This is a genomic window from Sphingobium limneticum, from assembly GCF_008710155.1.
Classification (GTDB): domain Bacteria; phylum Pseudomonadota; class Alphaproteobacteria; order Sphingomonadales; family Sphingomonadaceae; genus Sphingobium; species Sphingobium limneticum.
Map to the genome: position 1 here is coordinate 149,489 of NZ_VYPZ01000005.1, position 26,001 is coordinate 175,489.

Annotated in this window: 31 protein-coding genes; 17 read left to right on the forward strand and 14 right to left on the reverse strand. The window is 65.4% G+C overall.

What is annotated here, in order from left to right:
- Positions 1-120: 120 nt before the first annotated feature.
- The gene (gene pspF, locus F4U94_RS08445; RefSeq protein WP_120251281.1) at positions 121-1,152 is read right to left on the reverse strand and encodes a phage shock protein operon transcriptional activator; all 1,032 of its coding nucleotides are present in this window, start codon (positions 1,150-1,152) and stop codon (positions 121-123) included.
- A 184-nt stretch (positions 1,153-1,336) separates the two neighbouring features.
- Between pspF and F4U94_RS24330 the strand changes: the two genes are divergently transcribed.
- From F4U94_RS24330 to F4U94_RS08480, 8 genes are all read left to right on the forward strand, one after another.
- On the forward strand, positions 1,337-1,510 hold the full coding sequence (locus F4U94_RS24330; RefSeq protein WP_170267498.1) for a hypothetical protein: 174 nt from the start codon (positions 1,337-1,339) through the stop codon (positions 1,508-1,510).
- Between the two features lie 84 nt (positions 1,511-1,594).
- The gene (gene pspA, locus F4U94_RS08450) at positions 1,595-2,263 is read left to right on the forward strand and encodes a phage shock protein PspA (protein WP_120251279.1); all 669 of its coding nucleotides are present in this window, start codon (positions 1,595-1,597) and stop codon (positions 2,261-2,263) included.
- Positions 2,264-2,267: 4 nt separating this feature from the next.
- A complete protein-coding gene (gene pspB, locus F4U94_RS08455; RefSeq protein WP_120251278.1) occupies positions 2,268-2,534 on the forward strand; it encodes an envelope stress response membrane protein PspB in 267 nt (88 codons plus the stop codon).
- Between the two features lies 1 nt (position 2,535).
- A complete protein-coding gene (pspC, locus tag F4U94_RS08460) occupies positions 2,536-2,916 on the forward strand; it encodes an envelope stress response membrane protein PspC (protein WP_120251277.1) in 381 nt (126 codons plus the stop codon).
- Positions 2,917-2,952: 36 nt separating this feature from the next.
- Entirely contained in the window at positions 2,953-3,243 is a 291-nt protein-coding gene (locus tag F4U94_RS08465) for a hypothetical protein (protein ID WP_120251276.1), read from the forward strand.
- Between the two features lie 26 nt (positions 3,244-3,269).
- A complete protein-coding gene (locus tag F4U94_RS08470) occupies positions 3,270-3,581 on the forward strand; it encodes a hypothetical protein (RefSeq protein WP_120251275.1) in 312 nt (103 codons plus the stop codon).
- Between the two features lie 29 nt (positions 3,582-3,610).
- Positions 3,611-3,868: a hypothetical protein gene (locus F4U94_RS08475; RefSeq protein WP_120251274.1), complete on the forward strand. Its 258-nt coding sequence runs from the start codon at positions 3,611-3,613 to the stop codon at positions 3,866-3,868.
- Between the two features lie 29 nt (positions 3,869-3,897).
- On the forward strand, positions 3,898-4,137 hold the full coding sequence (locus F4U94_RS08480; RefSeq protein ID WP_120251273.1) for a hypothetical protein: 240 nt from the start codon (positions 3,898-3,900) through the stop codon (positions 4,135-4,137).
- 252 nt (positions 4,138-4,389) lie between these two features.
- Here F4U94_RS08480 and pheT read toward each other — a convergent pair whose 3' ends face one another.
- The 7 genes from pheT to hisN all read right to left on the reverse strand — a co-directional run bounded on the left by pheT (position 4,390) and on the right by hisN (position 10,710).
- Positions 4,390-6,807 carry a phenylalanine--tRNA ligase subunit beta gene (gene pheT, locus F4U94_RS08485; RefSeq protein ID WP_120251272.1) on the reverse strand — a complete coding sequence of 806 codons (2,418 nt, stop codon included), beginning with the start codon at positions 6,805-6,807 and terminating at the stop codon, positions 4,390-4,392.
- Complete coding sequence (gene pheS / locus F4U94_RS08490) at positions 6,804-7,898, reverse strand: phenylalanine--tRNA ligase subunit alpha (RefSeq protein WP_120251271.1); 1,095 nt, start codon at positions 7,896-7,898, stop codon at positions 6,804-6,806. Before pheS ends, pheT begins: the two co-directional genes overlap by 4 nt.
- 57 nt (positions 7,899-7,955) lie before the next feature.
- Positions 7,956-8,282: a GIY-YIG nuclease family protein gene (locus F4U94_RS08495; protein WP_120251270.1), complete on the reverse strand. Its 327-nt coding sequence runs from the start codon at positions 8,280-8,282 to the stop codon at positions 7,956-7,958.
- Between the two features lie 54 nt (positions 8,283-8,336).
- Positions 8,337-8,954: a LysE family translocator gene (locus F4U94_RS08500; protein ID WP_120251269.1), complete on the reverse strand. Its 618-nt coding sequence runs from the start codon at positions 8,952-8,954 to the stop codon at positions 8,337-8,339.
- Positions 8,955-9,150: 196 nt separating this feature from the next.
- A complete protein-coding gene (rplT, locus tag F4U94_RS08505; RefSeq protein WP_120251268.1) occupies positions 9,151-9,513 on the reverse strand; it encodes a 50S ribosomal protein L20 in 363 nt (120 codons plus the stop codon).
- Between the two features lie 13 nt (positions 9,514-9,526).
- Positions 9,527-9,730 (reverse strand): 50S ribosomal protein L35, encoded by a 204-nt coding sequence (gene rpmI / locus F4U94_RS08510; protein WP_056690492.1) that lies wholly within the window; start codon positions 9,728-9,730, stop codon positions 9,527-9,529.
- 158 nt (positions 9,731-9,888) lie between these two features.
- Positions 9,889-10,710: a histidinol-phosphatase gene (hisN, locus tag F4U94_RS08515; RefSeq protein ID WP_120251267.1), complete on the reverse strand. Its 822-nt coding sequence runs from the start codon at positions 10,708-10,710 to the stop codon at positions 9,889-9,891.
- A gap of 67 nt (positions 10,711-10,777) precedes the next feature.
- Here hisN and F4U94_RS08520 point away from each other — a divergent pair, with 67 nt between their 5' ends.
- Positions 10,778-11,200 (forward strand): VOC family protein, encoded by a 423-nt coding sequence (locus F4U94_RS08520; RefSeq protein WP_120251266.1) that lies wholly within the window; start codon positions 10,778-10,780, stop codon positions 11,198-11,200.
- A gap of 51 nt (positions 11,201-11,251) precedes the next feature.
- Positions 11,252-11,488 carry a hypothetical protein gene (locus F4U94_RS08525; RefSeq protein WP_120251265.1) on the forward strand — a complete coding sequence of 79 codons (237 nt, stop codon included), beginning with the start codon at positions 11,252-11,254 and terminating at the stop codon, positions 11,486-11,488.
- A gap of 82 nt (positions 11,489-11,570) precedes the next feature.
- Here F4U94_RS08525 and F4U94_RS08530 read toward each other — a convergent pair whose 3' ends face one another.
- Complete coding sequence (locus F4U94_RS08530; RefSeq protein WP_120252232.1) at positions 11,571-12,506, reverse strand: ribose-phosphate pyrophosphokinase; 936 nt, start codon at positions 12,504-12,506, stop codon at positions 11,571-11,573.
- Between the two features lie 221 nt (positions 12,507-12,727).
- Here F4U94_RS08530 and F4U94_RS08535 point away from each other — a divergent pair, with 221 nt between their 5' ends.
- Positions 12,728-14,389, forward strand: coding sequence for an NAD+ synthase (locus F4U94_RS08535; RefSeq protein WP_120251264.1), 1,662 nt, complete (start codon positions 12,728-12,730; stop codon positions 14,387-14,389).
- A gap of 59 nt (positions 14,390-14,448) precedes the next feature.
- The gene (gene gltX, locus F4U94_RS08540) at positions 14,449-15,777 is read left to right on the forward strand and encodes a glutamate--tRNA ligase (protein ID WP_120251263.1); all 1,329 of its coding nucleotides are present in this window, start codon (positions 14,449-14,451) and stop codon (positions 15,775-15,777) included.
- A 649-nt stretch (positions 15,778-16,426) separates the two neighbouring features.
- On the opposite strand, the gene F4U94_RS08545 is transcribed toward gltX, so the two are convergent.
- The 4 genes from F4U94_RS08545 to hemC form a co-directional block, all read right to left on the reverse strand.
- Positions 16,427-17,176, reverse strand: coding sequence for an esterase/lipase family protein (locus tag F4U94_RS08545; RefSeq protein WP_150411890.1), 750 nt, complete (start codon positions 17,174-17,176; stop codon positions 16,427-16,429).
- Between the two features lie 128 nt (positions 17,177-17,304).
- Positions 17,305-18,207 carry a hypothetical protein gene (locus F4U94_RS08550; protein ID WP_232015754.1) on the reverse strand — a complete coding sequence of 301 codons (903 nt, stop codon included), beginning with the start codon at positions 18,205-18,207 and terminating at the stop codon, positions 17,305-17,307.
- A gap of 7 nt (positions 18,208-18,214) precedes the next feature.
- Positions 18,215-18,886 carry a uroporphyrinogen-III synthase gene (locus F4U94_RS08555; protein ID WP_120251260.1) on the reverse strand — a complete coding sequence of 224 codons (672 nt, stop codon included), beginning with the start codon at positions 18,884-18,886 and terminating at the stop codon, positions 18,215-18,217.
- Positions 18,883-19,809, reverse strand: coding sequence for a hydroxymethylbilane synthase (gene hemC, locus F4U94_RS08560; protein WP_120251259.1), 927 nt, complete (start codon positions 19,807-19,809; stop codon positions 18,883-18,885). Before hemC ends, F4U94_RS08555 begins: the two co-directional genes overlap by 4 nt.
- 44 nt (positions 19,810-19,853) lie before the next feature.
- On the opposite strand from hemC, the gene tsaD reads away from it, so the two are divergent.
- Genes tsaD through F4U94_RS08575 form a run of 3 tightly spaced genes read left to right on the forward strand, consistent with a single transcriptional unit; the run spans position 19,854 to position 23,431 of the window.
- Positions 19,854-20,888, forward strand: a complete 1,035-nt coding sequence (gene tsaD / locus F4U94_RS08565) for a tRNA (adenosine(37)-N6)-threonylcarbamoyltransferase complex transferase subunit TsaD (RefSeq protein WP_120252231.1) — start codon at positions 19,854-19,856, stop codon at positions 20,886-20,888.
- Positions 20,885-21,856, forward strand: a complete 972-nt coding sequence (locus F4U94_RS08570; protein WP_120251258.1) for an NAD(P)H-dependent glycerol-3-phosphate dehydrogenase — start codon at positions 20,885-20,887, stop codon at positions 21,854-21,856. The genes tsaD and F4U94_RS08570 overlap by 4 nt, the downstream gene beginning before the upstream one ends.
- 54 nt (positions 21,857-21,910) lie before the next feature.
- Positions 21,911-23,431 carry a lipopolysaccharide biosynthesis protein gene (locus F4U94_RS08575; protein ID WP_120251257.1) on the forward strand — a complete coding sequence of 507 codons (1,521 nt, stop codon included), beginning with the start codon at positions 21,911-21,913 and terminating at the stop codon, positions 23,429-23,431.
- 47 nt (positions 23,432-23,478) lie between these two features.
- Here F4U94_RS08575 and F4U94_RS08580 read toward each other — a convergent pair whose 3' ends face one another.
- Complete coding sequence (locus F4U94_RS08580) at positions 23,479-24,480, reverse strand: adenosine kinase (RefSeq protein WP_120251256.1); 1,002 nt, start codon at positions 24,478-24,480, stop codon at positions 23,479-23,481.
- 126 nt (positions 24,481-24,606) lie between these two features.
- Between F4U94_RS08580 and F4U94_RS08585 the strand changes: the two genes are divergently transcribed.
- Positions 24,607-25,278, forward strand: coding sequence for an EI24 domain-containing protein (locus F4U94_RS08585; RefSeq protein ID WP_120251255.1), 672 nt, complete (start codon positions 24,607-24,609; stop codon positions 25,276-25,278).
- Positions 25,275-25,649 (forward strand): hypothetical protein, encoded by a 375-nt coding sequence (locus F4U94_RS08590; RefSeq protein ID WP_120251254.1) that lies wholly within the window; start codon positions 25,275-25,277, stop codon positions 25,647-25,649. The genes F4U94_RS08585 and F4U94_RS08590 overlap by 4 nt, the downstream gene beginning before the upstream one ends.
- Positions 25,650-26,001: the final 352 nt, after the last annotated feature.

Genomic DNA, 26,001 nt, shown 5'->3' on the forward strand with positions numbered 1-26,001 from the left:
CGGGAATCCATCTCCGGCCTTCCCGCCATCATGTGACGTTGAGAGATGGGTTCCCGCGTTGACCTACGGTCGCCCTTCGGGTCGCGGGGGTGACGGCGTTTTTTGGCGCTTCGCTGGTCTTCAGCCCGCGCTCAACCCATGTTTCTTCATACAATGGCGCAACTGGTCGTAGGTCAGCCCCAGCCCCTTGGCCGTCGCCCGCTGATTATAGCGGAACCGGTCCAGCGCCGCGCGGATGATGGCCGCCTCATGCCCGTCCACCGCCGCACGCAGATCGCTGATATCCTCGAACGCGATCGCTGGCGCCGCGACGGCCGCCGGGGCAGGGGCATCGCCTGCCGGTGCGGCACTGGCCCGCGGCATCATCGGCTTGGGCTTCCAGGGTGAAGCGAAGGGATCGAAGGTGATGCGGCTGATCGGCCGCCCAGGCTCATCCCAGCGATAGACGGCGCGCTCCACCACATTGCGCAATTCGCGCACATTGCCCGGCCAGCCATAGCCTTCCAGTTCGGCCGCGCAGGCTGCGGTGAAGCCCGGCCATTGCGGCCAGTCCCGCTCGGCCGCCATGCGCCGCCCGAAATGGTCCGCGAGCACCGTGATATCCCCCTCCCGCGCGCGCAGAGGAGGCAGGGTGATGACCTCGAAACTCAGCCGGTCGAGCAGGTCCGGCCGAAACCGCCCGGCTTCGGCGGCGGCGGGCAGATCCTCGTTGGTCGCCGCGACGATGCGCACGTCCACCTGCACCGCGCGCGACGCGCCGATCCGCGTGACCTCGCCATATTCCACGACGCGCAGCAGCCGTTCCTGCGCCGCCATCGACAGCGTACCCAGTTCGTCCAGGAACAATGTCCCGCCATCGGCATCCTCGAACCGGCCGGGCCGCGCCTTGGTCGCGCCGGTGAAGGCGCCCTGTTCATGGCCGAACAATTCCGCCTCGATCAGCGTTTCGGGCAAGGCCGCGCAGTTCATGACGATCAGCGGCTCGCCCCAGCGCGGCGACAGGTGATGCAGCCGCTCGGCGATCAGCTCCTTGCCGGTACCGCGTTCGCCGATCACCAGCACCGGCCGATTGAGTTCGGCCGCGCGGCCCGCCTGCTCGACCGCGTCGAGAAAGGCGAGGCTCTGGCCGACAAACTGCGTATTTTTCTCCATGCGCCAACTTATGGTGAAATTTCCCACTCCTTGGCAAGTGGCCTATTGCGTCCGTCATGCCAAAAACCGTTCAAAGCCGCACAAATCCGCCATTTTTTTGAAACTGGCACGGCCTCTGCAAAGCTGGGGACAATCCGCAATCAATCGCGGAACCTATGAAGGCCAAGTTTCAGGGAGTATGACCATGACCAATCAGAGCAACAGCGTTCGCGAAATCGGCCAGCTGATGTCGGTCGCCATTGCCGCCGTGCTGTTCGGATCCACCATGATCCTTTCGGCGGTCGGCCCGGCGCGCGCCAGCGAAGTCACTATTCTCGCGACGCAACAGACCCCCGCGACCCTGCGCTATCTGGCGTAAGGCCGCACACCCGGCCGGGGCGGGACTTGCCCCCTCTCGCCCGCCCCGGCACTTGAACCAAATACGACCAGGAGTGACGTTAAAATGGGTATTTTCTCCCGCACCCGCGACATCATCGCTGCCAATGTGACCGACCTTCTCGACAAGGCGGAAGACCCCGCGAAGATGATCCGCATGATCATCCTCGAAATGGAGGAAACGCTGGTCGAGGTACGCGCGTCCGCCGCCCGCACCATCGCCGATCAAAAGGAAATGCGTCGCCACATCGCCAAGCTGAACGGCTTGCAGGACAGCTGGACCGAAAAGGCGCAGCTTGCCCTGTCGAAGGATCGCGAAGACCTGGCCAAGGCCGCTTTGGTCGAACGCCAGAAGGCCGCCGACATGGCCGATCACCTCAATCATGAGATCGAGACGCTGGACGAAGCGCTGCGCGCCTCGGAAGAGGATATCGCCAAGTTGCAGGGCAAGCTGCGCGAAGCCCGCGCCCGCCAGAACAGCCTGGTCACGCGCATGCAGAGCGCCGAAAACCGCCTGCGCGTCCGCGAAGCCTATGCCGGCGAAAAGGTCAACGACGCCTTTGCCCGTTTCGACATGCTGGAACGCCGCGTCGATATGGCCGAAGGCCGCGCCGACGCGATGAGCCTTGGCGCGCAGCCCAAGACGCTGGAAGAAGAGATTGCGGAATTGAAGTCGGCCGACAAGGTCGATGCCGATCTCGCCGCGCTCAAGGCCAGCATGAACAGGGAAGGCTGATCCGATGGAAGAGGTTTTCCTGCCCGTCATCGTCTGCGGCATGCTGTTCATCGGCATGCCCTGGCTGATCTTCCACTATGTCACCAAGTGGAAGCAGGCGCCCAAGATCACCGACGAGGATGAGAAGCTGCTGGACGACCTCCACCTTCTCGCCCGTCGTCTCGAAGAACGGCTCCAGACGGTCGAACGGATCGTCGCGGCCGACAATCCCGAATTTCGCCCGCAACGCCCATCGAGTGACGATGGCTTCGATTTCGACCGGAGGAGCTGACATGACCGCCCGCCGCACCAAATTCTACCTCGACAAGGCCAATGGCAAATGGATGGGCGTATGCTCCGGCATCGCCGACTATAGCGGGATCGACGTGACCTGGGTTCGCGTCGGGGCGGTGCTCGTCACCCTGATGGGCGCTTTCCCCTGGACCCTGATCGCCTATGTCGTCGTCGCCTATTTCGCCGAAAACAAGCCGAGCGGCCTCTATGCGGACCGCGATGACGAGAAATTCTGGCAGGGGGTGCGCACCAACCCGACGCGCTCCACCCGCGACGTCCGGTCCAAATTCCGCGACATCGACCGCCGCCTGGCCGACATCGAAATCTATTATACCAGCCGCAACACCCGCCTCGCCGACGAGATCGACAGCCTGCGCTGAACCGTCGGTCGGGATGTATAACAGGGAGACACAGTCATGAATTTCGGTGGTCCCTTCTTCGTCCTCGCCATCATCGCCATGTCGACGCTGGGCTGGATGTTCACCACCTGGGTCCGTGCCCGCCACGGCTATCCGGTGGAAAATGAGTGGACTGGTACCGTTCATCGAACGGAACCTGACGCCGGTCGAAAAATCGACCTTTTATCAAGCGAAAACGAAAAGCTGGTTGGCCGCATCAGCCGTCTCGAAGAGCGCATCGCGGTGCTGGAGAGGATCGCCACCGATCCCGCCACCCGCACCGCGCGCGACATCGACGCACTGCGCTGACCGACCAGGCAAGGGGAGTAATCATCATGTTTCCATTCGAAGCCTTTGCGCCCGTGGCGGTCATCGTCGGATCGCTGGCGGTCGGCGGCTGGATCTTCACCACATGGCTGCGCATCAAGAACGGCTACCCGCTGGAAAATAGCTGGGGCAAGGCGGTCTATCCGCAGAAGAATGAGGAAATGGTCGAGCGCATCAAGCTCCTGAGCCAGGAAAATGCCCAGCTGCGCGCGGAGATCGGATCGATGAAGGATCGCCTGATCGTGGTCGAACGCATCGTCACCGACAGCAGCCACCAGCTCAATCGCGAGATCGAACAGCTGCGCGGCCCCGCCAACTGATCGCACGACATCATCAAGGGACAAGACAGATGATCGACAATCCTTTTTCCATGGTCGTCCTTATCGTGGCGATCATCGCAATTTCGCGGGTATTGCAGGCCAAATATGGCGTCGTGCGCCACGGCAAGGGCGAAACGCTGATCCAGCGCGGCCCCGACCCCGAAACGGAACGGCTGCGCGCGGAAGTGAAGGCGCTCAAGGATCGCGTCGCCGTGCTGGAACGGCTGGCGACCGACGGCTCCTCCGCGCTGGAGCGGGAATTCGAAAAACTCCGGGACCGCGACTGATTGTCGGTTGACCGGGCAGGGAGGCTTATATGCAAGACCCCTATCTCTACATCACCCTGGCGGCGGCCAGCCTGGCCGGCCTTTCCATCCTCACGGCCGCCGGCCTGCGCGGCTGGAACGGCTGGCTGGAGCTGAAGCGCGCCGAACTGATCCGCTACGGCCAGAGCGAAGACAGCGGTCCCCCCACCGCCGCCGCCCGGATCGAGGTCGCCGACCTCAAGGAACGCATCCGCAAGCTGGAAGCGATCGCGGCGGGCGTGGATCTGTAAGCAGCACCCCATCCGCCCGGGCTGAGCGATGCCCTTCACCGAGCGGAGCTTTTATACTGCTGCGTTCCCCGGCGTAGGCCGGGGTCCAGTCCCACGCTCTGAACTGGACCCCGGCCTACGCCGGGGAAGATTACATGATTTGGCTGTATGGCGTTCTCATATCGGCTCCCGCACACGCTGACGGCCAGCGGATGAAAAAAAGGGCGCGGTGACTGCTCACCACGCCCTTTATCTTGTCCCTCGATAACCGGGTCAGCCGCGCAGGCTACCGCCCAGCTTCTGCGCAGCCTTGACCACCGCAGCGCTGATCGCTTCCAGCTCTTCCTGGCTGAAACTCTTTTCGCCCGGCTGCAACGTCACCTCGATGGCGAGCGACTTGAAACCGTCTTCCACGCCCGGCCCGACGAAGACGTCGAACAGGCGCACGTCGACGATGCTCTTCTTGTCCGCGCCCTTCACGCCGCGCACCAGCGCGTCAGCCTCGACCGTCTCCGGCACCACGAAGGCGAAGTCGCGCTTCACCGCCTGCAAGGCCGGCGGGGCATAGGGCGCGCGCATGAAGCCGCTCTTGCGCTTGCCCGGAATGGCGTCGAGGAAGATTTCGCCCGCGACGACGGTGCCAGTCAGCCCGAAATGCTTGGCCAGCGACGGGTGCAGCACGCCATATTCGGCCAGCACTGCCTTAGGCCCCAGCCGCAACGTACCCGACTGACCCGGATGATAAGCGGCGGACGCTTCACCGAAATTCTGGAGATTGCCCACCGGTGCGCCGGCGGCGGCCAGCAGCGCGATCACTTCACCTTTGGCGTCGAACGCATCGAACGCCTGCGCTTTGCCCGACTGCCAACCGCGCGCGGTCTTTTCACCCGCCAGCACGAAGCCGAGGGTCGCCCGCTCGCCCTGCTTGAAATAGCGACGGCCCAGTTCGAACAGCCGCACGCTCGTCGCGCTGCGATCGACATTGCGCTTCGTCGCCGACAACAGGCCGGGCAGCAGCGAAGGCCGCATGACCTTCAGATCTTCGGAGATCGGATTGGCCAGCGTCCAGTCGCCCCCACCTACGGCAGCGGCTTCCTTTTCGGAAATGAAAGACCAGTTGATCGCTTCGGCCAGCCCGCGCGCAGCCGCCGTGCGGCGCACGCGACGCTCGACCAGTTGCTCGGGCGTGGCGGTCGGGCGAGCGACGCCCGGCACGCGCGGTAGCGGGGTGGAGGGCACATGGTCCAGGCCCACGATGCGCACCACTTCCTCGACGATATCGGGCCAGCCATCGACGTCCCGGCGCCAGGTCGGGACCGTGATGGTCCAGCTGGCCGGCACGCTGACGGGCATGCCGTCCTGATATTCGACGCCGCCACCGGTGGCGCTGACGACAAAGCCCAGGCTTTCCAGGATGCGCTGCTGCTCGTCGGCGGGCACATCCACGCCGGCCAGCGCCAGGCACTGGTCGGGGCTGAAGGCGACGGTCTTGGGCGTAGCAGGCGGGGTGCCGGCGCGGGTCGCCTCGCTCGGGCTTCCGCCGCACAGCTTCACCACCAGATCGGTCGCGATCGACAGGCCATCGTCCAGAAACGCCGGATCGACTCCGCGCTCGAACCGCCCGCGTGCGTCAGACGTCAGCGTCAGCTTCTGCCCCGTCACCGCGATCCGCTCCGGCGTGAAATAGGCGCATTCGATCAGCACGTCGGTCGTGCCGTCCTGCGCGCCCGAATGTTCGCCGCCCATGATACCGCCAATGTCGTGCACGGCTTCATCGTCGGCGATGACCGTCATCGTCTCGTCGACGCTGTAGGTCTTGCCATTGAGCGCCAGCACCTGCTCGCCGGCCTTGCCCTTGCGCGCGACCAGCCCGCCCTTCAGACTCGCCATGTCATAGACATGCAGCGGCCGGCCGAGGTCGATCATGATGTAGTTGGTGATGTCGACCAAAGTGCTGATCGGCTTCTGCCCGATCGCCTTCAACCGCTTGGCCATCCATTCGGGCGAAGCGCCATTGCGCACGCCGCGCACGGTCCGCGCGAAGAAGGCCGGGCAGCCATCCACATCGTCCGTCCGCACATCCGGTCCAGGACCGGCGCCCTCGATCGTCGGCACGATGATCGCGTTCAACGTGCCGAGGCCCGCCGCCGCCAGATCGCGCGCGATGCCGCGCACGCCCATGCAATCCTGCCGGTTCGGCGTGATGGAAACTTCGATGACCGGATCGTTCAACCCTGCCCAGTCGGCATAGACCTGACCCACCGGCGCATCGGCCGCCAGTTCGATGATGCCGTCATGATCCTCGCCCAGCTCCAGTTCGCGGAAGCTGCACATCATGCCGTTGGATTCGACGCCACGGATCGCGGTCTTCTTCAGCACCATGCCGTTGACCGGCACTACCGCGCCCTCGACCCCGAACACGCCGATCAGGCCCGCGCGCGCATTGGGCGCGCCGCACACGACCTGCAACGGATTGCCGTCGCCATGGTCGACGGTCAGTATCTGCAACTTGTCGGCCTGCGGGTGACGCTCGGCGGTCAGCACCTTGGCGATCTTGAACGCGCCCAGCTTGTCCGCCGGATTCTCCACGCCCTCGACCTCCAGCCCGATGGCGTTCAGCGTCTTGAGGATCGTCGTCAGGTCGGCATCGGTCTTCAGATGCGTCTTGAGCCAGCTCAGGGTGAACTTCATGCGCCGACTCCTCCGCTCAGCGTGGGCACATCCAGCGCCGAGAATCCATAATGTTTGAGCCAGCGCAGATCGCCGTCGAAGAAGGCGCGCAAATCATTCATCCCATATTTGAGCATGGCCAGCCGATCGACCCCGGTGCCGAAGGCAAAGCCCTGCCATTCGTCGGGATCGAGCCCGCACGCCTCGATCACGCGGCGATTGACCATGCCGCTGCCCAGCACTTCCAGCCAGCCGCCATCGGCCGCATCGCCGTCGCCGCCGATCACGCGCTGGCCATTGGTCAGCGTGTAGCCGACATCGACCTCGACCGACGGTTCGGTGAAGGGGAAATAGCTGGGGCGCAGGCGCAGGACGATATCCTCGCGCTCGAAAAACGCCTTCAGGAAAGTCTCCAGCGTCCATTTCAGGTGACCGAGCGTAATGCCCTTGTCGATCACTAGCCCCTCGATCTGGTGGAACATCGGCGTGTGCGTGGCGTCGCTGTCGCTGCGATAGACGCGGCCCGGCGCGATGATGCGGATCGGCGGCGGCGTCCCGTTCATCATCGTGCGGATCTGCACCGGCGACGTATGGGTGCGCAGCAGCATCCGCTTCTGCCCCTCTTCGTCCGGGAAGTAGAAAGTGTCGTGCATCGCGCGCGCCGGGTGCGTCTCGGGGATGTTGAGCGCGGTGAAATTATGCCAGTCGTCCTCGATCTCCGGCCCGGTGGCGACCGAAAAGCCCAAGTCCGCGAAAATCTCAGCCAGTTCGTCCATCACCTGACTGACGGCATGGACCGAACCCTGCGTACCCAGATCGGCCGGCAGGGTCATGTCGACCTTCTCCGACGCGAGCTTGGCGTCGAGCGCAGCCTGCTCCAGCGCGGCCTTCTTGTCCGCCAGCGCGGCGGTCACGCTCTCACGCAGATCCTGGATCGGCGGGCCTTTTTCCATGCGCTCGTCCGGCGACATGCCGCCCAGCGTCTTGAGCAGGCCGGTCACGACCCCGCTCTTGCCCAACGCCCCAACCCGCAGCGCCTCCAGCGCGTCGAGCGTGCCGGCGGCGGCGATGTCGGCGATCAGGCCGGCTTTCAATGCGCTAATTTCGGTCATAATTTTCAAACCTTCGTCATTCCCGCGAAAGCGGGAACCCATCTCCTGACCTGCCGGTCATTCGCTACGTACAGAGGACAAAGGCTCAAAGCCAAAGCCCAGCGCCAGATCGTCCCAATCGGGATTGCCGGCTTCGATCAGCTCAATCTTCCACTGCCTGTTCCATTTCTTGATCCGCTTTTCCCGCAGGATGGCGCTGTCCATGCTGTCATGCGTTTCGAACCAGACCAGGCGCTTGACGCCGTAGTCTTTCGTGAAGCCTTCGATCAAGCCGTTTCGATGCTCATAGAGGCGCTTTATGAGGTCGGCGGTGACGCCCGTATAGAGCGTGCCATTGCGACGGCTCGCAAGGATGTACACGGTTGGACTGATCTCGCGTTTCATCGCAACCTCGGGAGATAGGTTCCCGCTTGCGCGGGAATGACGACGTTGGCGATATTAAGCCCGCGCCCCCAGCAACGCCCCGCCAAAACCGATGAACATCAACCCCGTGCCGCGATTGAACAGCTTCTGCCGGTTGGCCGGCGCCAGCCAGCGGGCCAGCCGCAAGCCGCCCAGCGCATAGACGCTATACCAGAAGCTTTCGATCACCACGAAGCTGACGATCAGGATCGCAAGCTGCAACCAGAACGGCCGCGCCAGATCGATGAACTGCGGGAAAAGCGCTGCGGCAAAGATGATCAGCTTGGGATTGGCCAGCCCGGTCAACAGGCCGGTGCCATAAAGCGCGCGGGCCGAACGGGCGTTGGTCGCCTGCGCCTCGCCACCGCCGACGGGCGCGCGCCACGCCTTGATTCCCAGCCACACCAGATAGGCGACGCCGGCATAGCGCAGCACGTCGAACAGACGCGGCGACGCCTTCAGCAACGCGCCAAGGCCCAGCGCGGAGGCGACCAGGCACAGCAGCACCGCGCTCATCAGCCCCGCCATCGTGGCCAGCGCCTTGCGCGGGCCATGGGCGATGCTCTGCGTCATCACATGCAGCATGTTCGGCCCCGGCGTGGCCGAAATCAGGAAAACCGCCGTAACGTACAACCACCAGAGATGCAGCGACATGGGATGGTTCCTCGGTGCTGAGGCTCAACCAAGCTCCGTTCGCCCTGTTCAAGCGAGCCACCTGTCTCGCTTGAATGTCGAAGGGCGCGTGCCTGCCTCGAAAGGCGCAGCACGAACGAAGGTCGAGTAAAAACAAAAAGGGCACCGAAGCATCCGCCCCGGCGCCCTTTTTAAGACGATCTTGCGATCAGTCCGCTCAGGCTGCGGGCAGCGCAGCCTTCGCCTGGGCGATGATGGCGCTAAACGCCTCGCCTTCGTGCATCGCGATGTCGGCCAGGACCTTCCGGTCCAGTTCGACGCCCGCCAGCTTCAGACCATGCATGAACTGCGAATAGGTCAGGCCTTCGGCGCGAACGCCGGCGTTGATGCGCTGAATCCACAGACCACGGAACGAACGCTTCTTGACCTTACGGTCGCGATAAGCGTACTGGCCGGCCTTTTCGACAGCTTGGCGAGCGACACGGATCGTATTCTTGCGACGGCCATAATAGCCCTTCGCCTGATCCAAAATCCGCTTATGCTTCGCCTTGGTGGTAACACCACGTTTTACGCGTGCCATGTGCCTCTACTCCTTACTTCAGGCCGTAGGGCGCCCACAGGCGCACATGGGCAACATCGGAATCCGACAGGACGGACGTGCCGCGGTTCTGACGGATATACTTGGCGTTATGGCTGATCAGGCGGTGACGCTTGCCAGCGACGCCATGCTTCACCTTGCCGGTGGCGGTGAACTTGAAGCGCTTCTTCACACCGCTCTTGGTCTTCATCTTGGGCATTTTCGTCTCCTTTGTTGGCGCGACGATTACAGACAGCCCCGGCAGCCCTAGTTAGCCGGGCGGTCCCACTGAATATCGCGAACGGCGCGCATAGGGGCCTATGCTGCAAAAGGCAAGCGATTCGCCGCCTTTTTACGGCAGCATCTCAATGCCAAGCTTTAATGACCGTGATGATGGCCATGATCATGCCCGGCCGCATGCAGCGCTTCCAGCACATCTTCCAGCCGCGCCGGATCGCCCAGCGCCAGCACATGGCCCTCGCTGTCCGCCGTCAGCGGCTCGCCATTCCAATCGCACATCAGGCCGCCCGCGCCCTCGACCACCGGCACCAGCGCGGCGAAGTCATAGCTTTGCAGGCCGGATTCGATGACGATGTCGAGGAAGCCTGACGCCAGCAGCCCGTAATTATAGCAATCCCCGCCATAGACCGGCCCCTGTCGCGGCGATCCGCCCGACACGGCGGCGACCAGCGCCATATAATGGGGCACGTCCCCTTCGGCGAAGAGGTGCGGGCTGGTGGTGGCGATGCCTGCCCCCTCCAGCGCCTTGCAGGCCCGTGTGCGCACCGGCCTGCCGTTGAAGGTCGTGGGTTGTCCGCTCATCCCGGCCCAGCGTTCCTGCGCGATCGGCTGGTCGATGATGCCGATGGTCGGCCAGCCGCCCTGCGTCAGCGCGATCAGCGTGCCGAAAATCGGCCGCCCCGCGATGAAGCTGCGCGTCCCGTCGATTGGATCGAGTATCCACACCCGCTCCGCATCCTCGCGGACCGATCCATATTCCTCGCCGATGATGCCGTCATCCGGGCGTTCCTTCTCCAGGATCGCGCGGATCGCGGCTTCGGCGGCGCGGTCGGCCTCCGTCACCGGCGATTTGTCCGCCTTGATCTCCATATCGTAGCGGGCGCGGAAAAAGGGGCGGATGGCGGCGCCGGCGGCGTCGGCAAGGCGGTTGGCAAGGGCCAGGTCGTCGCGGGTGGTCATGCCTCTCGCCTAGCGGTTGCGCCGGCTTTGCGCTAGACTGAACGGCGCAAGAGAGAAGGAGAGGAACATGCCCGGTTCGCCCGTCATCCCATGCCTGCGCTATGCCGATGCCCCTGCCGCGATCGACTTTCTGTGGGCCGCCTTCGGCTTTGCCCGCCACGCCGTCCATCCCGACGAAGCTGACCCCATGATCATCCACCATGCCCAGCTGACCCTGGGCGACGGCATGATCATGCTGGGCAGCGTCAAGGATATGGAGGGCGAATCGCTCTACACCTGGTCCACCGCCCGCGATCTCGGCGGCATCACGGCCTGCGTCTATATCGTCGTGCCGGATCCCGACGCCCACTGCCTCCATGCCCGCAACGAAGGCGCGGTGGTGGTGGACGAACCGCATGACAATCCGGGTTATCCGGGGCGCGGCTACACCGCGCTCGATCCCGAAGGCAATGTGTGGAGTTTCGGCAGCTACGATCCCTGGACCGATTAAGTCTTCGGCAACCCCGCCGTTCTACCTTCCGATCGGAAAAGGGGCACGTCTATGGCCATGGTCGGCTGGATATTGAGCTTCATCGCTCTGTTTGCGGGACTCGCGCTGCGGCAGGACATGCCGATCGGCGGCTCGGCGATGTTGTCCGATATGCTGATCGGCCTCGCCATTCTGACCTGCCCCATGGTCTGGCAGGGCAAGCCGCTCGGCATATCGCGCGGCCAGCGCATCGTCGTCGCGCTGATTCTCTTTTGTGCGACGCCGCTGGTCTTGTTCCCAGCGGCGTAACGCCGTCCTCAGTCGAACAGGCTGGACACCGACGCAGTTCGGTCGAACGATCCCCCGGATCGTTCGCTAGCCCATTCTCCTTTTAGTCGAACAGGCTGGACACCGAACTCTCGTCCGCGATGCGCTTGATCGCTTCGCCCAGCAGCGGGGCGATGGGCAGGTGGCGGATCCGCTTGGACGTGTTCACCGCCTCGGTCCCCTGGATCGAATCGGTGATGACCAGTTCCAGCAGCTCCGACGCATCGACGCGCGCAACCGCGCCGCCCGACAACACGCCATGGCTGACATAGGCGATCACGTCTTCGGCGCCCTGGGCCTTGAGCGCCGCGGCGGCGTTGCACAGCGTACCGGCCGAATCGACGATATCGTCGATCAGGATGCAGAAACGGCCCTTCACGTCGCCGATGATGTTCATCACTTCGGATTCGCCGGCGCGCTCGCGGCGCTTGTCGACGATGGCGAGCGGGGCGTTGTCCAGCCGCTTGGCCAGCGCACGGGCGCGCACCACGCCGCCGACGTCGGGCGACACGACCATGATATTCTTGTCGCCGAAGCGCGCCTGGATATCGGCTGACATCACCGGCGCACCGAACAGATTATCGGTCGGAATGTCGAAAAAGCCCTGGATCTGCCCGGCATGCAGGTCGACCGACAGCACGCGGTCGGCGCCCGCCGTGGTGATCAGGTTGGCGACCAGCTTGGCGCTGATGGGCGTGCGCGGGCCGGGCTTGCGGTCCTGCCGGGCATAGCCGAAATAAGGGACGACAGCGGTGATTCGCTTGGCCGACGCGCGCTTGAGCGCATCGATCATGATCAGCAATTCCATCAGATTGTCGTTGGTCGGATAGGCCGTCGACTGGATGACGAACACGTCTTCGCCGCGGACATTCTCATGAATTTCCACGAAAACTTCCTCGTCCGCGAAACGGCGGACGCTGGCGTCGGTCAGGGGGATTTCGATATAGTCGGCGATGGCGGCCGCAAGCGGCTTGTTCGAGTTGCCGGTCATGAGTTTCATGGCGAAAATCCCCAGGCTAATTGGCGTGACGAATTGATGACGATGCGCGAAACGCGGCCCCTTTAGCGGCGCATGGCGCATGTGGAAAGGCGCTTTTGCGCCGTAGGGCAAAATGGACCAGCCATTTTGAGAAGGTGTGCGAAGCGGGCCTTGGGTTCGAAAATGCGGCATCGAAAGACAGAGCATTTTCGCTGTAACGAAAAATGCTCTAGGGCGCGGACATGACCGAAAAACTCGTGATCGCGCTCGCGCAGATGACCCAATATATGGGCGACCCCAAAGCCAATGCCGACGCCATGCTGGAATGGCGCGCGCGGGCGCAGGGCGCGGACCTGATCGTCTATCCCGAACTGCAACTGATCGGCTATCCGCCCGAGGATCTGGTGCTCAAGCCCGCTCTGCTCGATCAGGCCAATTATCATCTGGACCGCATGGCGCAGGAAACCGCCGACGGCGGCCCGGCCATGCTGGTCGGCACCGTCGTCGCCTCGCAAGGCGTGCTGTTCAACGTCGTCGCGCTGCTGGAAAATGGCGCCGTCACGGCCATCCGCCAAAAGCGCGAACTGCCCAATTACGGTACCTTCGACGAAAAGCGGCTGTTCGCCCCCGGTCCCCTTCCTGCCCCGATCATCTTCAAGGGCGTGAAGATCGGCATCCCCATTTGCGAGGATATCTGGTTCCCCTTCGTCACCGCGCATCTGCGCAGCGAGGGCGCGGAAATCCTGATCAGCCCCAATGGCAGCCCGTTCGAAGTGGACAAGGACGATCGCCGTCTCAACGCCGTCGCGGGCACCCGCGTCCGCGAAACCGGCCTGCCGCTCGTCTATCTTAACCGCGTGGGCGGACAGGACGAACTGGTGTTCGACGGTGCCTCCTTCGTCATGAACGGCGACCTCAGCGTCGCGCAGCAGCTTCCCGATTGGGAGGAAGCGCTGGTGCTCACGACCTGGGAGAAATGGGACGGCCAGTGGGTCTGCCTGCCCGGCGAGCAGCACGCACTCGATCCGCGCCCGGCCGATATCTACAACGCCATGGTGCTGGGCCTGCGCGATTATGTGAACCGCAACCGCTTCCCCGGCGTGGTGCTGGGCCTGTCGGGCGGCATCGATTCCGCCCTTTCCGCTGCCGTCGCGGTCGATGCGCTGGGCGCCGACCGGGTCTGGTGCGTGATGATGCCCTCGCGCTTCACCAGTCAGGAAAGCCTGGATGACGCGGTCGAATGCGCACGCCTGCTCGGCGTCCGCTACGACACCATCCCCATCGAGCCGGCCGTCGCCGCCTTCGACACGATGCTCGGCCCCGTCTTCGAAGGGCGCAGCCGCGATCTGGCCGAAGAGAATATCCAGTCGCGCATCCGTGGCGTCACCCTGATGGGCCTCTCCAACAAATATGGCCATATGCTGCTGACTACCGGCAACAAGAGCGAGATGTCGGTCGGCTATGCCACCATCTATGGCGACATGGCGGGCGGCTATTCGGTGCTGAAGGACGCGTACAAGACCACCGTCTTCGACCTCTGCCGCTGGCGCAACGACAATATGCCGTCGCTGGGCGAAGGGTTCGGCCCGTCCGGCCCGGTGATGCCCGAACGCGTCATCACCAAGCCGCCCAGCGCCGAACTGCGCGACAATCAGCGCGACGACGACAGCCTGCCGCCTTATGAAATACTGGACCCGATCCTTTATGGCCTGGTCGAGGAGGAATTGTCGGTCGACAAGCTGGTCGAGCGCGGCTTCGAGAAGGAGACGGTCGCCCGTATCGAGCGCCTGCTCTACATCGCCGAATATAAGCGCCGCCAGTCGCCCCCCGGCGTAAAGCTGGGCATCCGCAATTTCGGCCGCGATCGCCGCTATCCGATCACCAACGGCTTCCGCAGCATCTAACCAACCCCAACCCGTTCGGTTCGAGCTTGTCGAGAACCGAACGGGTTTAGGATCAGATAATGACCGTCATCACCCGCTTCGCCCCATCGCCGACCGGCAACCTCCATGTCGGCAATATCCGCGCCGCGCTCCACAACTGGCTGTGGGCGCGCAAGTCCGGTGGCCAATTCCTGCTGCGCCTGGACGATACCGACCTCGAACGCTCCCGCCCCGAATATGCGGATTCGATCAAAGCCGACCTGCAATGGCTCGGCCTCCATTGGGACGGCGAGGAAAAACAGTCCGACCGCTTCGCCCTCTACGAAACGCGGTTCGAAGCGCTCAAGGCATCCGGCCATGTCTACCCCGCCTATGAAACGAGCCAGGAACTGGACCTGCGCCGCAAGATCCTGCTCGGGCGCGGCCTGCCGCCGGTCTATGACCGCGCCGCCCTGGCGCTGACCCCGGACCAGATCGCCGCCTATGAAGCCGAAGGCCGCACGCCGCACTGGCGCTTCAAGCTGGACCATGACCAGCCGATCGTCTGGACCGACCTGATCCGCGGCGACCAGCGCTTCGACCCGAAATTGCTGTCCGACCCGGTCATCCGCCGCGCCGATGGCTCATGGCTCTACATGCTCCCCTCGGTCATCGACGATATCGCCATGGGCGTCACCCACGTCCTGCGCGGCGAAGACCATGTCTCCAACACCGCGACCCAGATCCAGATGTTCATCGCGCTCGGCGCGCAACTCCCGGCCTTCGCCCATGAAGCGCTGCTGACCGGCAGCGAGGGCAAGCTGTCCAAGCGCCTCGGCTCGCTCGGCGTCGCCCATTTCCGCGATATTGGCCTTGAAGCCATGAGCGTCGCCTCCCTGCTCGCGCGTCTCGGCAGTTCACAGCCCATCGAACCCTTCGCCGATATGCAGCCCCTGATCGACAGTTTCGACTTCGCCCATTTCGGCCGCGCCCCCGCGCGCTTCGACGAAGCCGAACTGGCGACCCTCAACCAGAAGATCGTTCATCTGCTTCCCCATGAAGCGGTGGCCGATCGCCTGCCCGACGGCGTGGACGCGGTGGCATGGGCGGCAATCCGCCCCAATCTGGAAACGGTGGCAGGCGCAGCCGACTGGTGGCGCATCGTGACCGGCCCGATCACCGCCCCACAAGTGGCGGAAGAGGATCGCGATTTCCTCGCCAGCGCGCATCGCATCCTCTCCGACACTGCCTTCGATGCCGACATCTGGCGCACGCTGACCAACGCGCTGAAGGAAGAGACGGGTCGCAAGGGCAAGGCCCTCTTTCTCCCCCTGCGCCGCGCCCTGACCGGGCTGGACCACGGCCCGGACATGGCGCAGCTTTTGCCCCTGATCGGCAGGGATGAGGCGTTGCAACGGCTCCAAGCCTAAACGCGACTGCCGATCAGGCAAGGCCCCTTCGTCATCGTCATCCCGGGCTTGACCCGGGATCCCGCTTATCTTCGTCCGTCACAATTGATGCCGGGTCAGGCCCGGCGTGACAAATGAAGCTATGGCATCAACGAGCAAAAGCGGACATTCGCTGACGCGGCGCCGCAGGCCAAAATGTTCACGCGGAGGCGCAGAGACGCGGAGACTGGGCATGACTCCTCCGCGTCTCTGCGCCTCCGCGCGAACAAATATAGGCGCTTCCAGCGCGAAACCGGGCCGTCTGCTTCCCACCCAATTCAGCCATTCCCCAACTATCCTCCCCCTTCCGCACCAATCGCGGTTGAGAAAGCCTCGCCCCTCCTATTTCCCTTCCAAAATAGGATTCCGCCTGATCTGTCCTGAAGGATGGACCAGTCTGCCTATCACCGCCGCCCGTCCCCGCATGCAACCCAACAACAGGAACGCACCTGTGACCTATCCGGCGCGTCCCCGCCGCGTGGCCGTCGCGTCCCCATGACCCAACAGGCGCAGCCCCGGCGCGTCGGCGGCGCACGGTCGTCGCGATTCCGGCTCGAAGGCGCAAAAACACGCCCGCATCGACGGTGTGAACTTTGGTGCAATGACCCTGTCGGTCGAATCCGTGACCTTTTCAGGCCCCCAGCGCGTCCAGCGCTTTGCCCACGGCCGCAATGCCTTCGGGCGACGCGGCAAAGCCCATATGGGTGCAATCCACCTCGATCGCCTTGTCGCGCTCGCCCGCCCGGCCGCGCGAACATTCCGGCAGTATCACGCCGTCCCGCTTCGACCACAGGGCCACGGTCGGGACCGGCGGCTTGGCTTCGCGGGTGCAGGGGAAGGGCGGGCGATCAACCGGCGAACCCGATACCAGCTGATACAGCCGCCAGGCATGATTGGCGCGCGGATCGCCGGAAAAGGGCGTGCCCATCGTCACCACGCCACCGACCTTGAGCGCGGCGAACTTGGCATATTCGCGCGCGTAAAGCCCGCCCAGGCTCCAGCCCACCAGCGTCACCGGCGCGCCGGTCTGCTTGCGGATCGCGTCCACGCGCCGGTCGATCTTGTCCAGGCTATCAGGCTTCGGTCCGAAATTGCGGCCCATGCCCCAGTCATGCGCGGCATAGCCGGCCGCGTTCAAAATATCGCGCAGCCAGCCCATACGCTGTTCCGACGCCATCAGGCCGGGGATCAACAATATGTTACGTCCATCGCCCTGCATTTGCCCGGCCAGCAGGGCAGCCTGCGCCCGCGTCCGTTTCAGGTCGAATGGCACGCTCAGATTGCCCAGCAATTGCTGCACAGGCGGAAGCTGCGCCGCGCGCGGTCCGGGCGCGAGGCGATCTTTCCAGAAACTGCTGACAGCTTGAGCGTAAGGCGGCACGACGATGATGATCCCTGAACCCCGCCGCAGGTTTCGCGGCGGGAAACGATGACATTATCGTGACAACGCAGGACGCGTCTATGGGTTTCGCCTCATGCGATCAACGGTTCGTCGTTTGTGACAGGAAATTAAGGGGGGAGAGGCGACGTCTGATTTACCGCCGCACCCTCGGTCCCGCGCAATTCCCGCGGTTCCAGGATCGCCGCCGTCTCGATCAGGTCCAGCGCGCGCCGCGCTTCCAGATAGCGGCGGGTATATTGCATCCATCGGTCCGCCACGGCCCGGCCCGGCATCCGCTCCACTTCGGCCAGCGCGGCACTGACCCGGCCGCCGTCGATATAGCGCAGCGCCCGGTCCATCGCCACCTGCGGCCGGGGGGAGGGGGTGGATGCCTTGCGGATGGTGATCAGCTCGCGCGCCTCATGCTCCAGCGCGTCCCACCATCCGGCATCGGCCGGGGGCGTCGTCAACTGGGTGGACACGTCCATCAGCCCGCCGCGCAAATCGGCGAGCGTGATCGGCTCGCGCGCGGCGTTGATGATGGCGGCGACGGCGCGCGGCTGGGCCTGGCCGAAGCGCAGCCGCAACTGCCCCTCGATATAGCCGAGCGGCGTCCCGTTATCGAGCGCACGGCGCGCGGCGAAGGCGACAAGCAGCCCTTCGGCCCGCGCGGCATTGCCCGACGCGGCCTGCGCTTCGACGGTAATACGGTTCAGCCGTTCCTCCAGCTGGATGACGCGCCCGTCCAGCATCTGCGCGGCATCGGTGGTCAGGGGGCGGGCGGCCACGGCCGGATTGCCTGCCCCGATCAGGCCCTGCACCGGCGCAGGCGTGGCCGGCTGAGGCTGTTGGTCGCCCCAGCGGCGCTGGATCTGCGGCCAGGCCCAGACGGTCAGCACGACGCCCAGCGCAAAGGCCAGCAGGGTCAGGATCAGCAGTGGCAACAGGCTGCGCCGACGCGCGGGCGGCGGTCCGGCGCCGATCGTGCCGACCCCATCCTCGTCGTTCATGCGGACCCTTTCGTCTGTCATTGCCCCGTCATTCGCACAATCGAAGGGCGAGGGCCAGCATCTCGTCATCGCGCGGCAGGGCAGGGGCCTGCCCGGTGGCCCAGCCAGGGCCGCACGCGGCCAATGTCGTCGCGCTGATCGCCACGATATGCAGGCTTTTCCGCCCTTCCCGCCCGATCTGTTCGGCCAGCCGCACGGCGGCGCGCGGCGAATGGACCATCAGGATCGACCCCGGCACCGCGTCGGCGATCAGCGCCGGATCGGGCGGCAGGGCGGTCATGCCGTACACCGCGATCCGCGTCAGTTCGAGCGGCCCTATCTCCATCGGCGCGACCGTCGTGCCGGCCAGATGCAGCACCCGACCATGTCCGTCGCCCGCGATCCGCGCCGCGATCGCGCTGCCGTCGCTATCGCCGGCAATGACCGTAGGAAAGCCGGCCTCGGTGAGTGCCTGCGCCGTGGTGGCACCCACCGCATAGGTTGGCAGGCCGCGATAATGCAGCAGCGCCGGCCCGGCGAACGTCACGCCATTGGCGCTGGTCAGCAGCAGCGCGTCGAAATCCTCCGGCACCGGCGGCGCCCAGTCGATCGGCTGGGGCGCGAACAGCGGATGCACCCGCGCATCCAGGCCCAGCGCCGCCGCCTTGGCCGCCGTCCTGCCCGCCGCCGGTTCGGGGCGCAGGATCAGGACGCGCCTCACCCCTCGAACAGCGCGCGCAGCGCCGGGCTGGCCCGCTCCAGCAGCCCAAAGCCGATCGCTTCGGCCGCCGGCTCGTCGCCACGCAGCAGCCGCGCTTCCTCACGCACCGTTTCCTGCCCATCCGGGCTGATGATCTCGGCGATCAGATACAGGCCGTCAGCTTCCACCCGCGCCAGTGCCGCGATCGGCGAATGGCAGGTGCCGCCCAGCCCCTTCAGCACGCCGCGTTCGGCCATCACCGCATCGAACGTGTCGCGATCATTGATCGCCGCCAGCGCCGCTACCACGGCATCGTTGGCGGCCAGCGTCTCGATCCCCACTGCGCCTTGCGACGGCGCAGGCAGCATCAGGTCGATCGGAATCGTCACGCCGACATCGCTCTGGTCCAGCCGGTCCAGCCCCGCCGCCGCCAGCAAAGTCGCATGCACCTCGCCCGTCGCCAGCTTGGCCAGCCTGGTCGCGACATTGCCGCGAAATAGGGTGATGGTCGCATCGGGCCGCAACCGCTTCACCTGCGCGGCGCGGCGCGGCGAACTCGTCCCTACCAGCGGATTGGCAGGCAGCGCGTCGAAACTTTCCACCCCGACCAGCCGGTCGCGCACATCGGCGCGCGGCAGCATGGCGGCGATACGGAAGGCGTCCGGGCGCAGCGTCTCCACATCCTTCATGCTATGGACTGCAAAATCGATCTCGCCGGCAACCAGCGCCCGGTCCAGTTCCTTGGTCCACAGCGCCTTGCCGCCGATATCGGCCAGCGCCCGGTCCTGTATCCGGTCGCCACTGGTCTGGACGGTAATGATCTGTACGGCATCCTCCGCCCAGCCATGGACGGCGCAAAGGGCGCGGGCGGTCATATGGGCCTGGGCCAGTGCCAGGGGCGATCCTCTGGTGCCGAGGCGCAACGGTCGATCAGTGAAAAGCATATGCGGCTTGCTCTAATGGCCGTGGGCATTAGATGGAAGCGACAATGACCATCATCCTCGGCCTGGAATCGAGCTGCGACGAAACCGCGGCGGCGCTTGTGACGGCCGATGGCCGAATCCTGGCGCATCGCCTCGCCACGCAGGAGGAAGCGCACCGCCCCTATGGCGGCGTCGTCCCCGAAATCGCCGCCCGCGCTCATGTGGAAGCGCTCAGCCCGTTGATCGAGGCGGCGCTTGCCGACGCAAAGATGACGCTGGCGGACGTGGACGTGATCGCGGCGACTGCTGGCCCTGGGCTGATCGGCGGCGTGATGGTCGGCCTCGTCACCGGCAAGGCGCTCGCCCATGCGGCCGGCAAGCCGCTGGTCGCGGTCAATCATCTGGAAGGGCATGCGCTTTCGCCGCGCCTGGCCGATCCGACGCTGCAATTCCCCTATCTGTTGCTGCTCGTATCGGGCGGCCATTGCCAGTTGCTCAATGTGAAGGGGCCGGGCGATTATGCGCGGCTGGCCACCACGATCGACGATGCGGCGGGCGAAGCCTTCGACAAGACGGCCAAGCTGCTCGGCCTTGGCTATCCCGGCGGTCCGCAGGTGGAAAAGGCGGCGGCGCAGGGCAATCCCAAGGCGGTGCCGCTGCCGCGCCCGCTGGTCGGCACGGCCGAACCGCATTTCTCCTTCGCCGGCCTCAAAAGCGCGGTGATGCGCGCGGTCCAGTCCGGCCAATATGCGACCGAAGACATCGCCGCATCGTTCCAGCAGGCGGTGATCGACTGCCTGATCGACCGCACCCGCCGTGCGCTGGCGACAAGCGAGGGCGTCACTGCGCTCGTCGTGGCGGGCGGCGTGGCCGCCAATCAACCGATCCGCACCGCGCTCGAACAGCTGGCCGCAACGCATGACCTGCCCTTCGTCGCGCCGCCGCTATGGCTATGTACCGACAATGCGGCGATGATCGCCTGGGCCGGGGCGGAGCGCTATGCGGTCGGCCTTGTCGATGATCTGACCGTACCCGCCCGGCCGCGCTGGCCGCTCGACCCGGCGGCGGAAAAGGCGCGTGGAGCAGGAGTGAAGGCATGAAGGCTGGAGTCATAGGGGCAGGTGCCTGGGGCACGGCGCTGGCGCAATTGCTGGCCAGCGACGGCCAGCCGGTCGCCCTGTGGGCGCTGGAGCCCGATGTCGTGGATGCGATCAATCGCACCCATGAAAATCCGCTCTATCTCGCCAATATTCCGCTCTCGCCTTCGATCGCGGCGACGGGCAGCATGGCCGATCTGTCGGATTGCGACCTGCTGCTGGTGGTCAGCCCCGCCCAACATCTGCGCAGCGTCGTCGCGCAGGCGCCGGCAGGCGTCCCGCTCGTCCTGTGTTCCAAGGGGATAGAGGCCGGCACCAGCCTGCTCATGTCGCAGGTCGCGCAAGAGGCGCAGCCGACCTCGCCCATCGCCGTCCTGTCCGGCCCCACCTTCGCCCATGAAGTGGCGAAGGGCCTGCCGACCGCTATCACCCTGGCCTGCGAAGACCGCGAACTGGGTCAGCGCCTGGCCGCCCGGATCGCCCGGCCCGCCTTCCGCCCCTATCTGTCGGACGACGTCATCGGCGCGGAGATTGGCGGCGCGGTCAAGAATGTGCTGGCCATCGCCTGCGGTGTTGCGGAGGGGGCGGGCCTGGGCCTCAACGCCCGCGCTGCGCTGATCAGCCGAGGCTTTGCCGAAATGACCCGCTTTGGCCTGGCGCGCGGCGCGCGGGCGGAAACGCTGGGCGGACTGTCGGGTCTGGGCGACCTCGTCCTCACCTGTTCCTCCACCAATTCGCGCAACTTTTCCCTCGGCAAAGGGCTGGGTGAAGGCGGCAGCGCCGCCGACCTCCTGTCCAACCGTCGCACCGTGGCGGAAGGGGCGCATACCGCGCCCGTCCTGCGCGATGCCGCCCGCGCCGCTGGCGTCGAAATGCCGGTGGTGGAGGCGGTCTGCGCCCTGCTGACGGAGGCCGCGCCGCTGGCGCAGGTCATCGACGCGCTGCTCGCCCGGCCGCTGCGCCCTGAATAACCCGTCGCGCTGCCGCTGCATTGCGCCTACAACGAACAGATATAGCAACAGAGAATGACACAAGGGGTTCACAGTTCGTTGGCGACAGAGGCGTCTCCATCCAAGGATCAGGATGATATCGCCGCTCTGGCCAAGGGCGGGCGGACCAATATCTTCGGTTTCCTGCTGCGGCTGGCCGCGCGCCTGCCATTTTTGTTCATCGCGGGGCGCTGGTATGGCGCCGAAGCGCTGGGCCGCTTCGCCTATGCCGTGCTGGTGGTGGAATTCGTCGCCCAGATCGCGACGCTGGGCCTGAAGCGCGGCCTGGCCGGCGCATTGTCGCAGACGGAACGGCCGCATAATCATGTCGTGACCGACGCGATGGTCGTGACCCTGCTCGCGGCCTTGCTGGGTTCGGCGATCCTCATCGCCTTTCCGCAGGCGATGTTTCCCAACAGCAGCATCAACGGCCTCGACCGGTTGCTGGCGCTGGTGGTGATCGGCGTGGCGGGATCGGACGTGGCGCTGGCCGCTTGCGCCTATCGCTTCGATGTCGGCGCGACCGTCCGGGCGCGGTCCATCATCGAACCCTGGACGATCAGCATCGGCGCCTTCGCCTTCGCTTTCTACTCGACCCGCGACGGCCTCATCCTTTCCTATGCCGTGTCGATGATCGCGGCTTTCGTCGCGTCCATCATCCCGATGATCCGCCATTATGGCCGGCCCACCGGCTGGCGTCCCGATCCGGGCCGGCTCTGGCGCCTCGCCCGTCGCAACCTGCCGTTGGCGGCGGCGGACGGGGTCGAATGGGGATCGCGCCGGCTCGACATGGCGATATTGGGCCTGTTCGTCAGCCCGGCGGTGATCGGCATCTATTATGTCGCGCAGCAGGTCGCGTCGCTGCCGCAGAAATTGAAGACCAGCTTCGACCCGATTCTCGGCCCGGTCATCACCCGCAACCTGGCGGAAAACAACTTGGCCGCCATCGCCAAGCAGGTCAGCCAGGTCGGCTTCTGGATCATCGCGGCGCAGGCGGGCATCGCCCTGGCGCTCGGCATTCCGGGCGAAGCGGTGATGGGGCTGGTCGGTCCGCATTTCGTGGGCGGCACCGGCGCGCTCGCCTTCCTGCTGCTGGCCGAAGTGGTCGCGGCCACCGCAGTCGTCAGCGAATCGGCGCTGGTCTATATCGCCCGCCATCGCAATCTCATGATCTCCCTCTTCATGATCGGGTTGCAGGCGGCCTTCAGCTTCGCCCTGATCTTCGCGGCGCGGGCGCTGGGCATGGAAGTCATGTGGATTGCCGCCGCGCCGGCGCTGGCACTTTGTCTGGCGCTGGGCGTGAGCGCCTTCGTCAAGGCGCGGCTGCTTTCCAGCCTGCTCGACGCGCCGATCAACGCCTGGCGCTGGCCGCTGCTGAGCGCGGCGGGTGTGGCCTGTATCGTCGGGGCGGGCTTCGTCGCTCTGCCGGCCCGTTTCGAATGGGTCGAACTGGCGGTGGGCGTCTGGGCGATATTGGGCGCCTACGGCCTCGTCATCTGGCGCTGGGGCTTCGGCTCCGACGACCGCGCCCTGTTCCGCAAGCAGAAGCCCGCATAAAAAAAAGGCCCGCCTCTCGATGGAGAGGCGGGCCTTTTTCGGTCAGGTCAGGCGAACAGCTTGTCGCGGATCACGCCCAGATCTTCCTCGGGGCGCGCTCCCCAGTGGGAGATGACTTCGGCGGCGGCGGCGGCGCCCAGCGCCAGCGCATCTTCTACGCTGCGCCCGTCGATATGCGCGGCCAGGAAGCCGGCGGCGAACAGATCGCCCGCGCCGGTCGTGTCGATGATCTGCGCGACGGGGGCGGCTGGCGCTTCATGGCGTACGCCGTCGACGATGGCGACCGCGCCCTTTTCGCTGCGGGTCGACACCAGCACCGGCACCTTGTCGGCGAAGCGCGCCAGCGCGGCATCGAAATCGTCGACCTGCGCCAACGACTGGATCTCGCCCTCATTCGAAAAGAGGATGTCGATCAGCCCCTGTTCGATCAGGTCGATGAAGTCGGCGCGATGGCGGTCGATCACGAAATTGTCGGACAGGGTGAAGGCGACCTTGCGGCCGGCGTCATGCGCGGCCTCGATCGCGGCGCGCATCGCCACGCGCGGCTGGGCCGGATCCCACAAATAGCCTTCCAGATACAGGATGCCGGCCGAGCGGATCATGTCCAGGTCCAGCGCCGCTTCGGGCAGGAATTGCGAGGCTCCCAGGAAGGTGTTCATGGTCCGCTGCGCGTCCGGCGTCACCAGGATCAGGCAGCGGGCGGTCGGAATGTCGCCCTGTACCGCGGGCGTGTCGAACCGGATGCCCAGCGCATGGACGTCATGCGCGAAGACCGCGCCCAGCTGGTCGTCATTGACCTGACCGATGAAACCGCACTTCTTGCCCAGCGCCGCCAGGCCGGCCAGCGTGTTGGCGGCCGATCCGCCGCTGATTTCCTTGGCCTGGCCCATATCGGCATAGAGCGTCTCTGCCATGTCGGCGTCGATCAGCTGCATGCCGCCCTTGGTCAGGGCATGCTGCGCCAGAAAGGCGTCGTCGCTGCGGGCGATCACGTCGACGATGGCGTTGCCGATCGCGACGACATCCAAAGTGGGGGCAGAAGCGGTCACGCACTATCCTTAGTCTGATGGAAGAAATAAAATTTCACGGCCTTTACCGGTCCGGCCGGCCCCATGCAACTTTCCCCTGCAACGCCGGTGATTGACCTGATGGCCGGGCGGTAGGATAGCTGGGCGATGGTCCTGACCGCTGCCCTGCGCGCCTTTCCCTCCATCTTTCACGGCGCAGCGCTGCGCCTGTTGATCAAGACGATCATACTGACCCTGCTGCTTTTCGCCGGGCTGGCGGCCGCTTTCTGGTTTGGCTTCCACGCGCTGCGCCTGCATTTCGGCTGGGGAGGCGGCAGCTGGGGCAATTGGGGCGAGGCGACGGCGACAGCCCTGCTGATGGTCGCGTCCGGCTGGCTGCTGTTCCGCGCCACCGCGATGGCGGTGATGGGCCTGTTCGCCGACGATATTATCGAGGCGGTGGAGCGCGACGATTATCCCCATGTCACCGCGCGTCCGGTCGGCTGGGCGCGCAGCCTGCGCTTCGCCTGTCGATCGGTCGCCCGGACGGTCGGCTGGAACCTGCTCGCGCTGCCCGCCTATATCCTGTTGCTGGTGACGGGGGTGGGAACGATCGGGCTGTTTCTGGCGCTCAACGCCTATCTGCTCGGCCGCGACATGGCCGACATGGTGGAGCCGCGTCATCCGACCCTCCCGCCGCTCAGTCGCAGCAGCCGGTGGCTCATGGGCCTCGTTTCGGCGCTTCTGTTCCTGGTGCCGGTCGCCAACCTGCTTGCGCCGATCTTCAGCGCGGCTATGGCGGTCCACATGCTGCTGGGCCGAAAGACGAAGACATCATGAAGACCCTCCGTTCGGGCCTGACGTCCCTGCTGGCCCTGCCGCTGGCCGCCTGCGGCGCCGGGACGGTGGTGCCGCCCGCCCGGCCGATCGCGCCGCCGCCCGGCCCCCCGGCCAGCGCCTTCATGAAGCAGGGACCGCTGATGGGCGCCGACGCGCGGCGGTTGACCCAGATGTTCGGCGAACCCCGGCTCGACATTCGCGAGACGACGGTGCGCAAATTGCAGTTCGCCAACGGCCGTTGCATCCTCGACGCCTATCTCTACGCGCCTGCGCGCGGCAAGGAACCGGTCGTCACCCATGTCGACGCGCGCAGCCCGACGGGCACCGACGTCGATCCGGCCGCCTGCGCCACGGCGTTGCAGGCGAAATAATCGCGGCGGCAAAGTTCACACCGTTACACGGCTTTTCGCCCCGAAGCGCTCGCAACGCGCTCGCGAGGCGTTCCCAAGGCTTTACCAACGCCTCTCCAAGGCTTCCGCGAAGCGTGCGCGCTTGCGCCTGCGATTGCCGCTGTGGGCAGGAGGGGAAAAGCCGGGCCATCCATGAGGATAGATCAGAGCCAATCCTACATTGGAAGGATTTTGCTTGGACCGATGGGACGAGGCGAAACCAGCTATAAGCCCCTCCCTTTTAAGGGAGGGGTTGGGGTGGGTGGTGAGCGAAGCGAGCCTTCTGCCTATAGACGATAGAGCGCCGCTGCGCGGCGTACCCACCCCCAGCCCC

What these genes read in the sequence shown, in the direction of transcription:
- F4U94_RS08470 (WP_120251275.1), top strand. Translation starts at nt 3,270, where the DNA reads ATGTTTCCATTCGAAGCCTTTGCGCCCGTGGCGGTCATCGTCGGATCG.
- F4U94_RS08520 (WP_120251266.1), top strand. Translation starts at nt 10,778, where the DNA reads ATGCCCGGTTCGCCCGTCATCCCATGCCTGCGCTATGCCGATGCCCCT.
- pspC (WP_120251277.1), top strand. Translation starts at nt 2,536, where the DNA reads ATGACCGCCCGCCGCACCAAATTCTACCTCGACAAGGCCAATGGCAAA.
- F4U94_RS08590 (WP_120251254.1), top strand. Translation starts at nt 25,275, where the DNA reads ATGAAGACCCTCCGTTCGGGCCTGACGTCCCTGCTGGCCCTGCCGCTG.
- F4U94_RS08465 (WP_120251276.1), top strand. Translation starts at nt 2,953, where the DNA reads ATGAATTTCGGTGGTCCCTTCTTCGTCCTCGCCATCATCGCCATGTCG.
- F4U94_RS08500 (WP_120251269.1), bottom strand. Translation starts at nt 8,954, where the DNA reads ATGTCGCTGCATCTCTGGTGGTTGTACGTTACGGCGGTTTTCCTGATT.
- F4U94_RS08495 (WP_120251270.1), bottom strand. Translation starts at nt 8,282, where the DNA reads ATGAAACGCGAGATCAGTCCAACCGTGTACATCCTTGCGAGCCGTCGC.
- F4U94_RS08530 (WP_120252232.1), bottom strand. Translation starts at nt 12,506, where the DNA reads ATGAAACTCATGACCGGCAACTCGAACAAGCCGCTTGCGGCCGCCATC.
- pheT (WP_120251272.1), bottom strand. Translation starts at nt 6,807, where the DNA reads ATGAAGTTCACCCTGAGCTGGCTCAAGACGCATCTGAAGACCGATGCC.
- F4U94_RS08550 (WP_232015754.1), bottom strand. Translation starts at nt 18,207, where the DNA reads ATGACAGACGAAAGGGTCCGCATGAACGACGAGGATGGGGTCGGCACG.
- pspA (WP_120251279.1), top strand. Translation starts at nt 1,595, where the DNA reads ATGGGTATTTTCTCCCGCACCCGCGACATCATCGCTGCCAATGTGACC.
- rplT (WP_120251268.1), bottom strand. Translation starts at nt 9,513, where the DNA reads ATGGCACGCGTAAAACGTGGTGTTACCACCAAGGCGAAGCATAAGCGG.
- pspF (WP_120251281.1), bottom strand. Translation starts at nt 1,152, where the DNA reads ATGGAGAAAAATACGCAGTTTGTCGGCCAGAGCCTCGCCTTTCTCGAC.
- pheS (WP_120251271.1), bottom strand. Translation starts at nt 7,898, where the DNA reads ATGACCGAAATTAGCGCATTGAAAGCCGGCCTGATCGCCGACATCGCC.
- gltX (WP_120251263.1), top strand. Translation starts at nt 14,449, where the DNA reads ATGACCGTCATCACCCGCTTCGCCCCATCGCCGACCGGCAACCTCCAT.
- rpmI (WP_056690492.1), bottom strand. Translation starts at nt 9,730, where the DNA reads ATGCCCAAGATGAAGACCAAGAGCGGTGTGAAGAAGCGCTTCAAGTTC.
- F4U94_RS08480 (WP_120251273.1), top strand. Translation starts at nt 3,898, where the DNA reads ATGCAAGACCCCTATCTCTACATCACCCTGGCGGCGGCCAGCCTGGCC.
- F4U94_RS24330 (WP_170267498.1), top strand. Translation starts at nt 1,337, where the DNA reads ATGACCAATCAGAGCAACAGCGTTCGCGAAATCGGCCAGCTGATGTCG.
- F4U94_RS08575 (WP_120251257.1), top strand. Translation starts at nt 21,911, where the DNA reads ATGACACAAGGGGTTCACAGTTCGTTGGCGACAGAGGCGTCTCCATCC.
- F4U94_RS08525 (WP_120251265.1), top strand. Translation starts at nt 11,252, where the DNA reads ATGGCCATGGTCGGCTGGATATTGAGCTTCATCGCTCTGTTTGCGGGA.
- F4U94_RS08570 (WP_120251258.1), top strand. Translation starts at nt 20,885, where the DNA reads ATGAAGGCTGGAGTCATAGGGGCAGGTGCCTGGGGCACGGCGCTGGCG.
- F4U94_RS08585 (WP_120251255.1), top strand. Translation starts at nt 24,607, where the DNA reads ATGGTCCTGACCGCTGCCCTGCGCGCCTTTCCCTCCATCTTTCACGGC.
- hisN (WP_120251267.1), bottom strand. Translation starts at nt 10,710, where the DNA reads ATGACCACCCGCGACGACCTGGCCCTTGCCAACCGCCTTGCCGACGCC.
- F4U94_RS08535 (WP_120251264.1), top strand. Translation starts at nt 12,728, where the DNA reads ATGACCGAAAAACTCGTGATCGCGCTCGCGCAGATGACCCAATATATG.
- F4U94_RS08475 (WP_120251274.1), top strand. Translation starts at nt 3,611, where the DNA reads ATGATCGACAATCCTTTTTCCATGGTCGTCCTTATCGTGGCGATCATC.
- hemC (WP_120251259.1), bottom strand. Translation starts at nt 19,809, where the DNA reads ATGCTTTTCACTGATCGACCGTTGCGCCTCGGCACCAGAGGATCGCCC.
- tsaD (WP_120252231.1), top strand. Translation starts at nt 19,854, where the DNA reads ATGACCATCATCCTCGGCCTGGAATCGAGCTGCGACGAAACCGCGGCG.
- pspB (WP_120251278.1), top strand. Translation starts at nt 2,268, where the DNA reads ATGGAAGAGGTTTTCCTGCCCGTCATCGTCTGCGGCATGCTGTTCATC.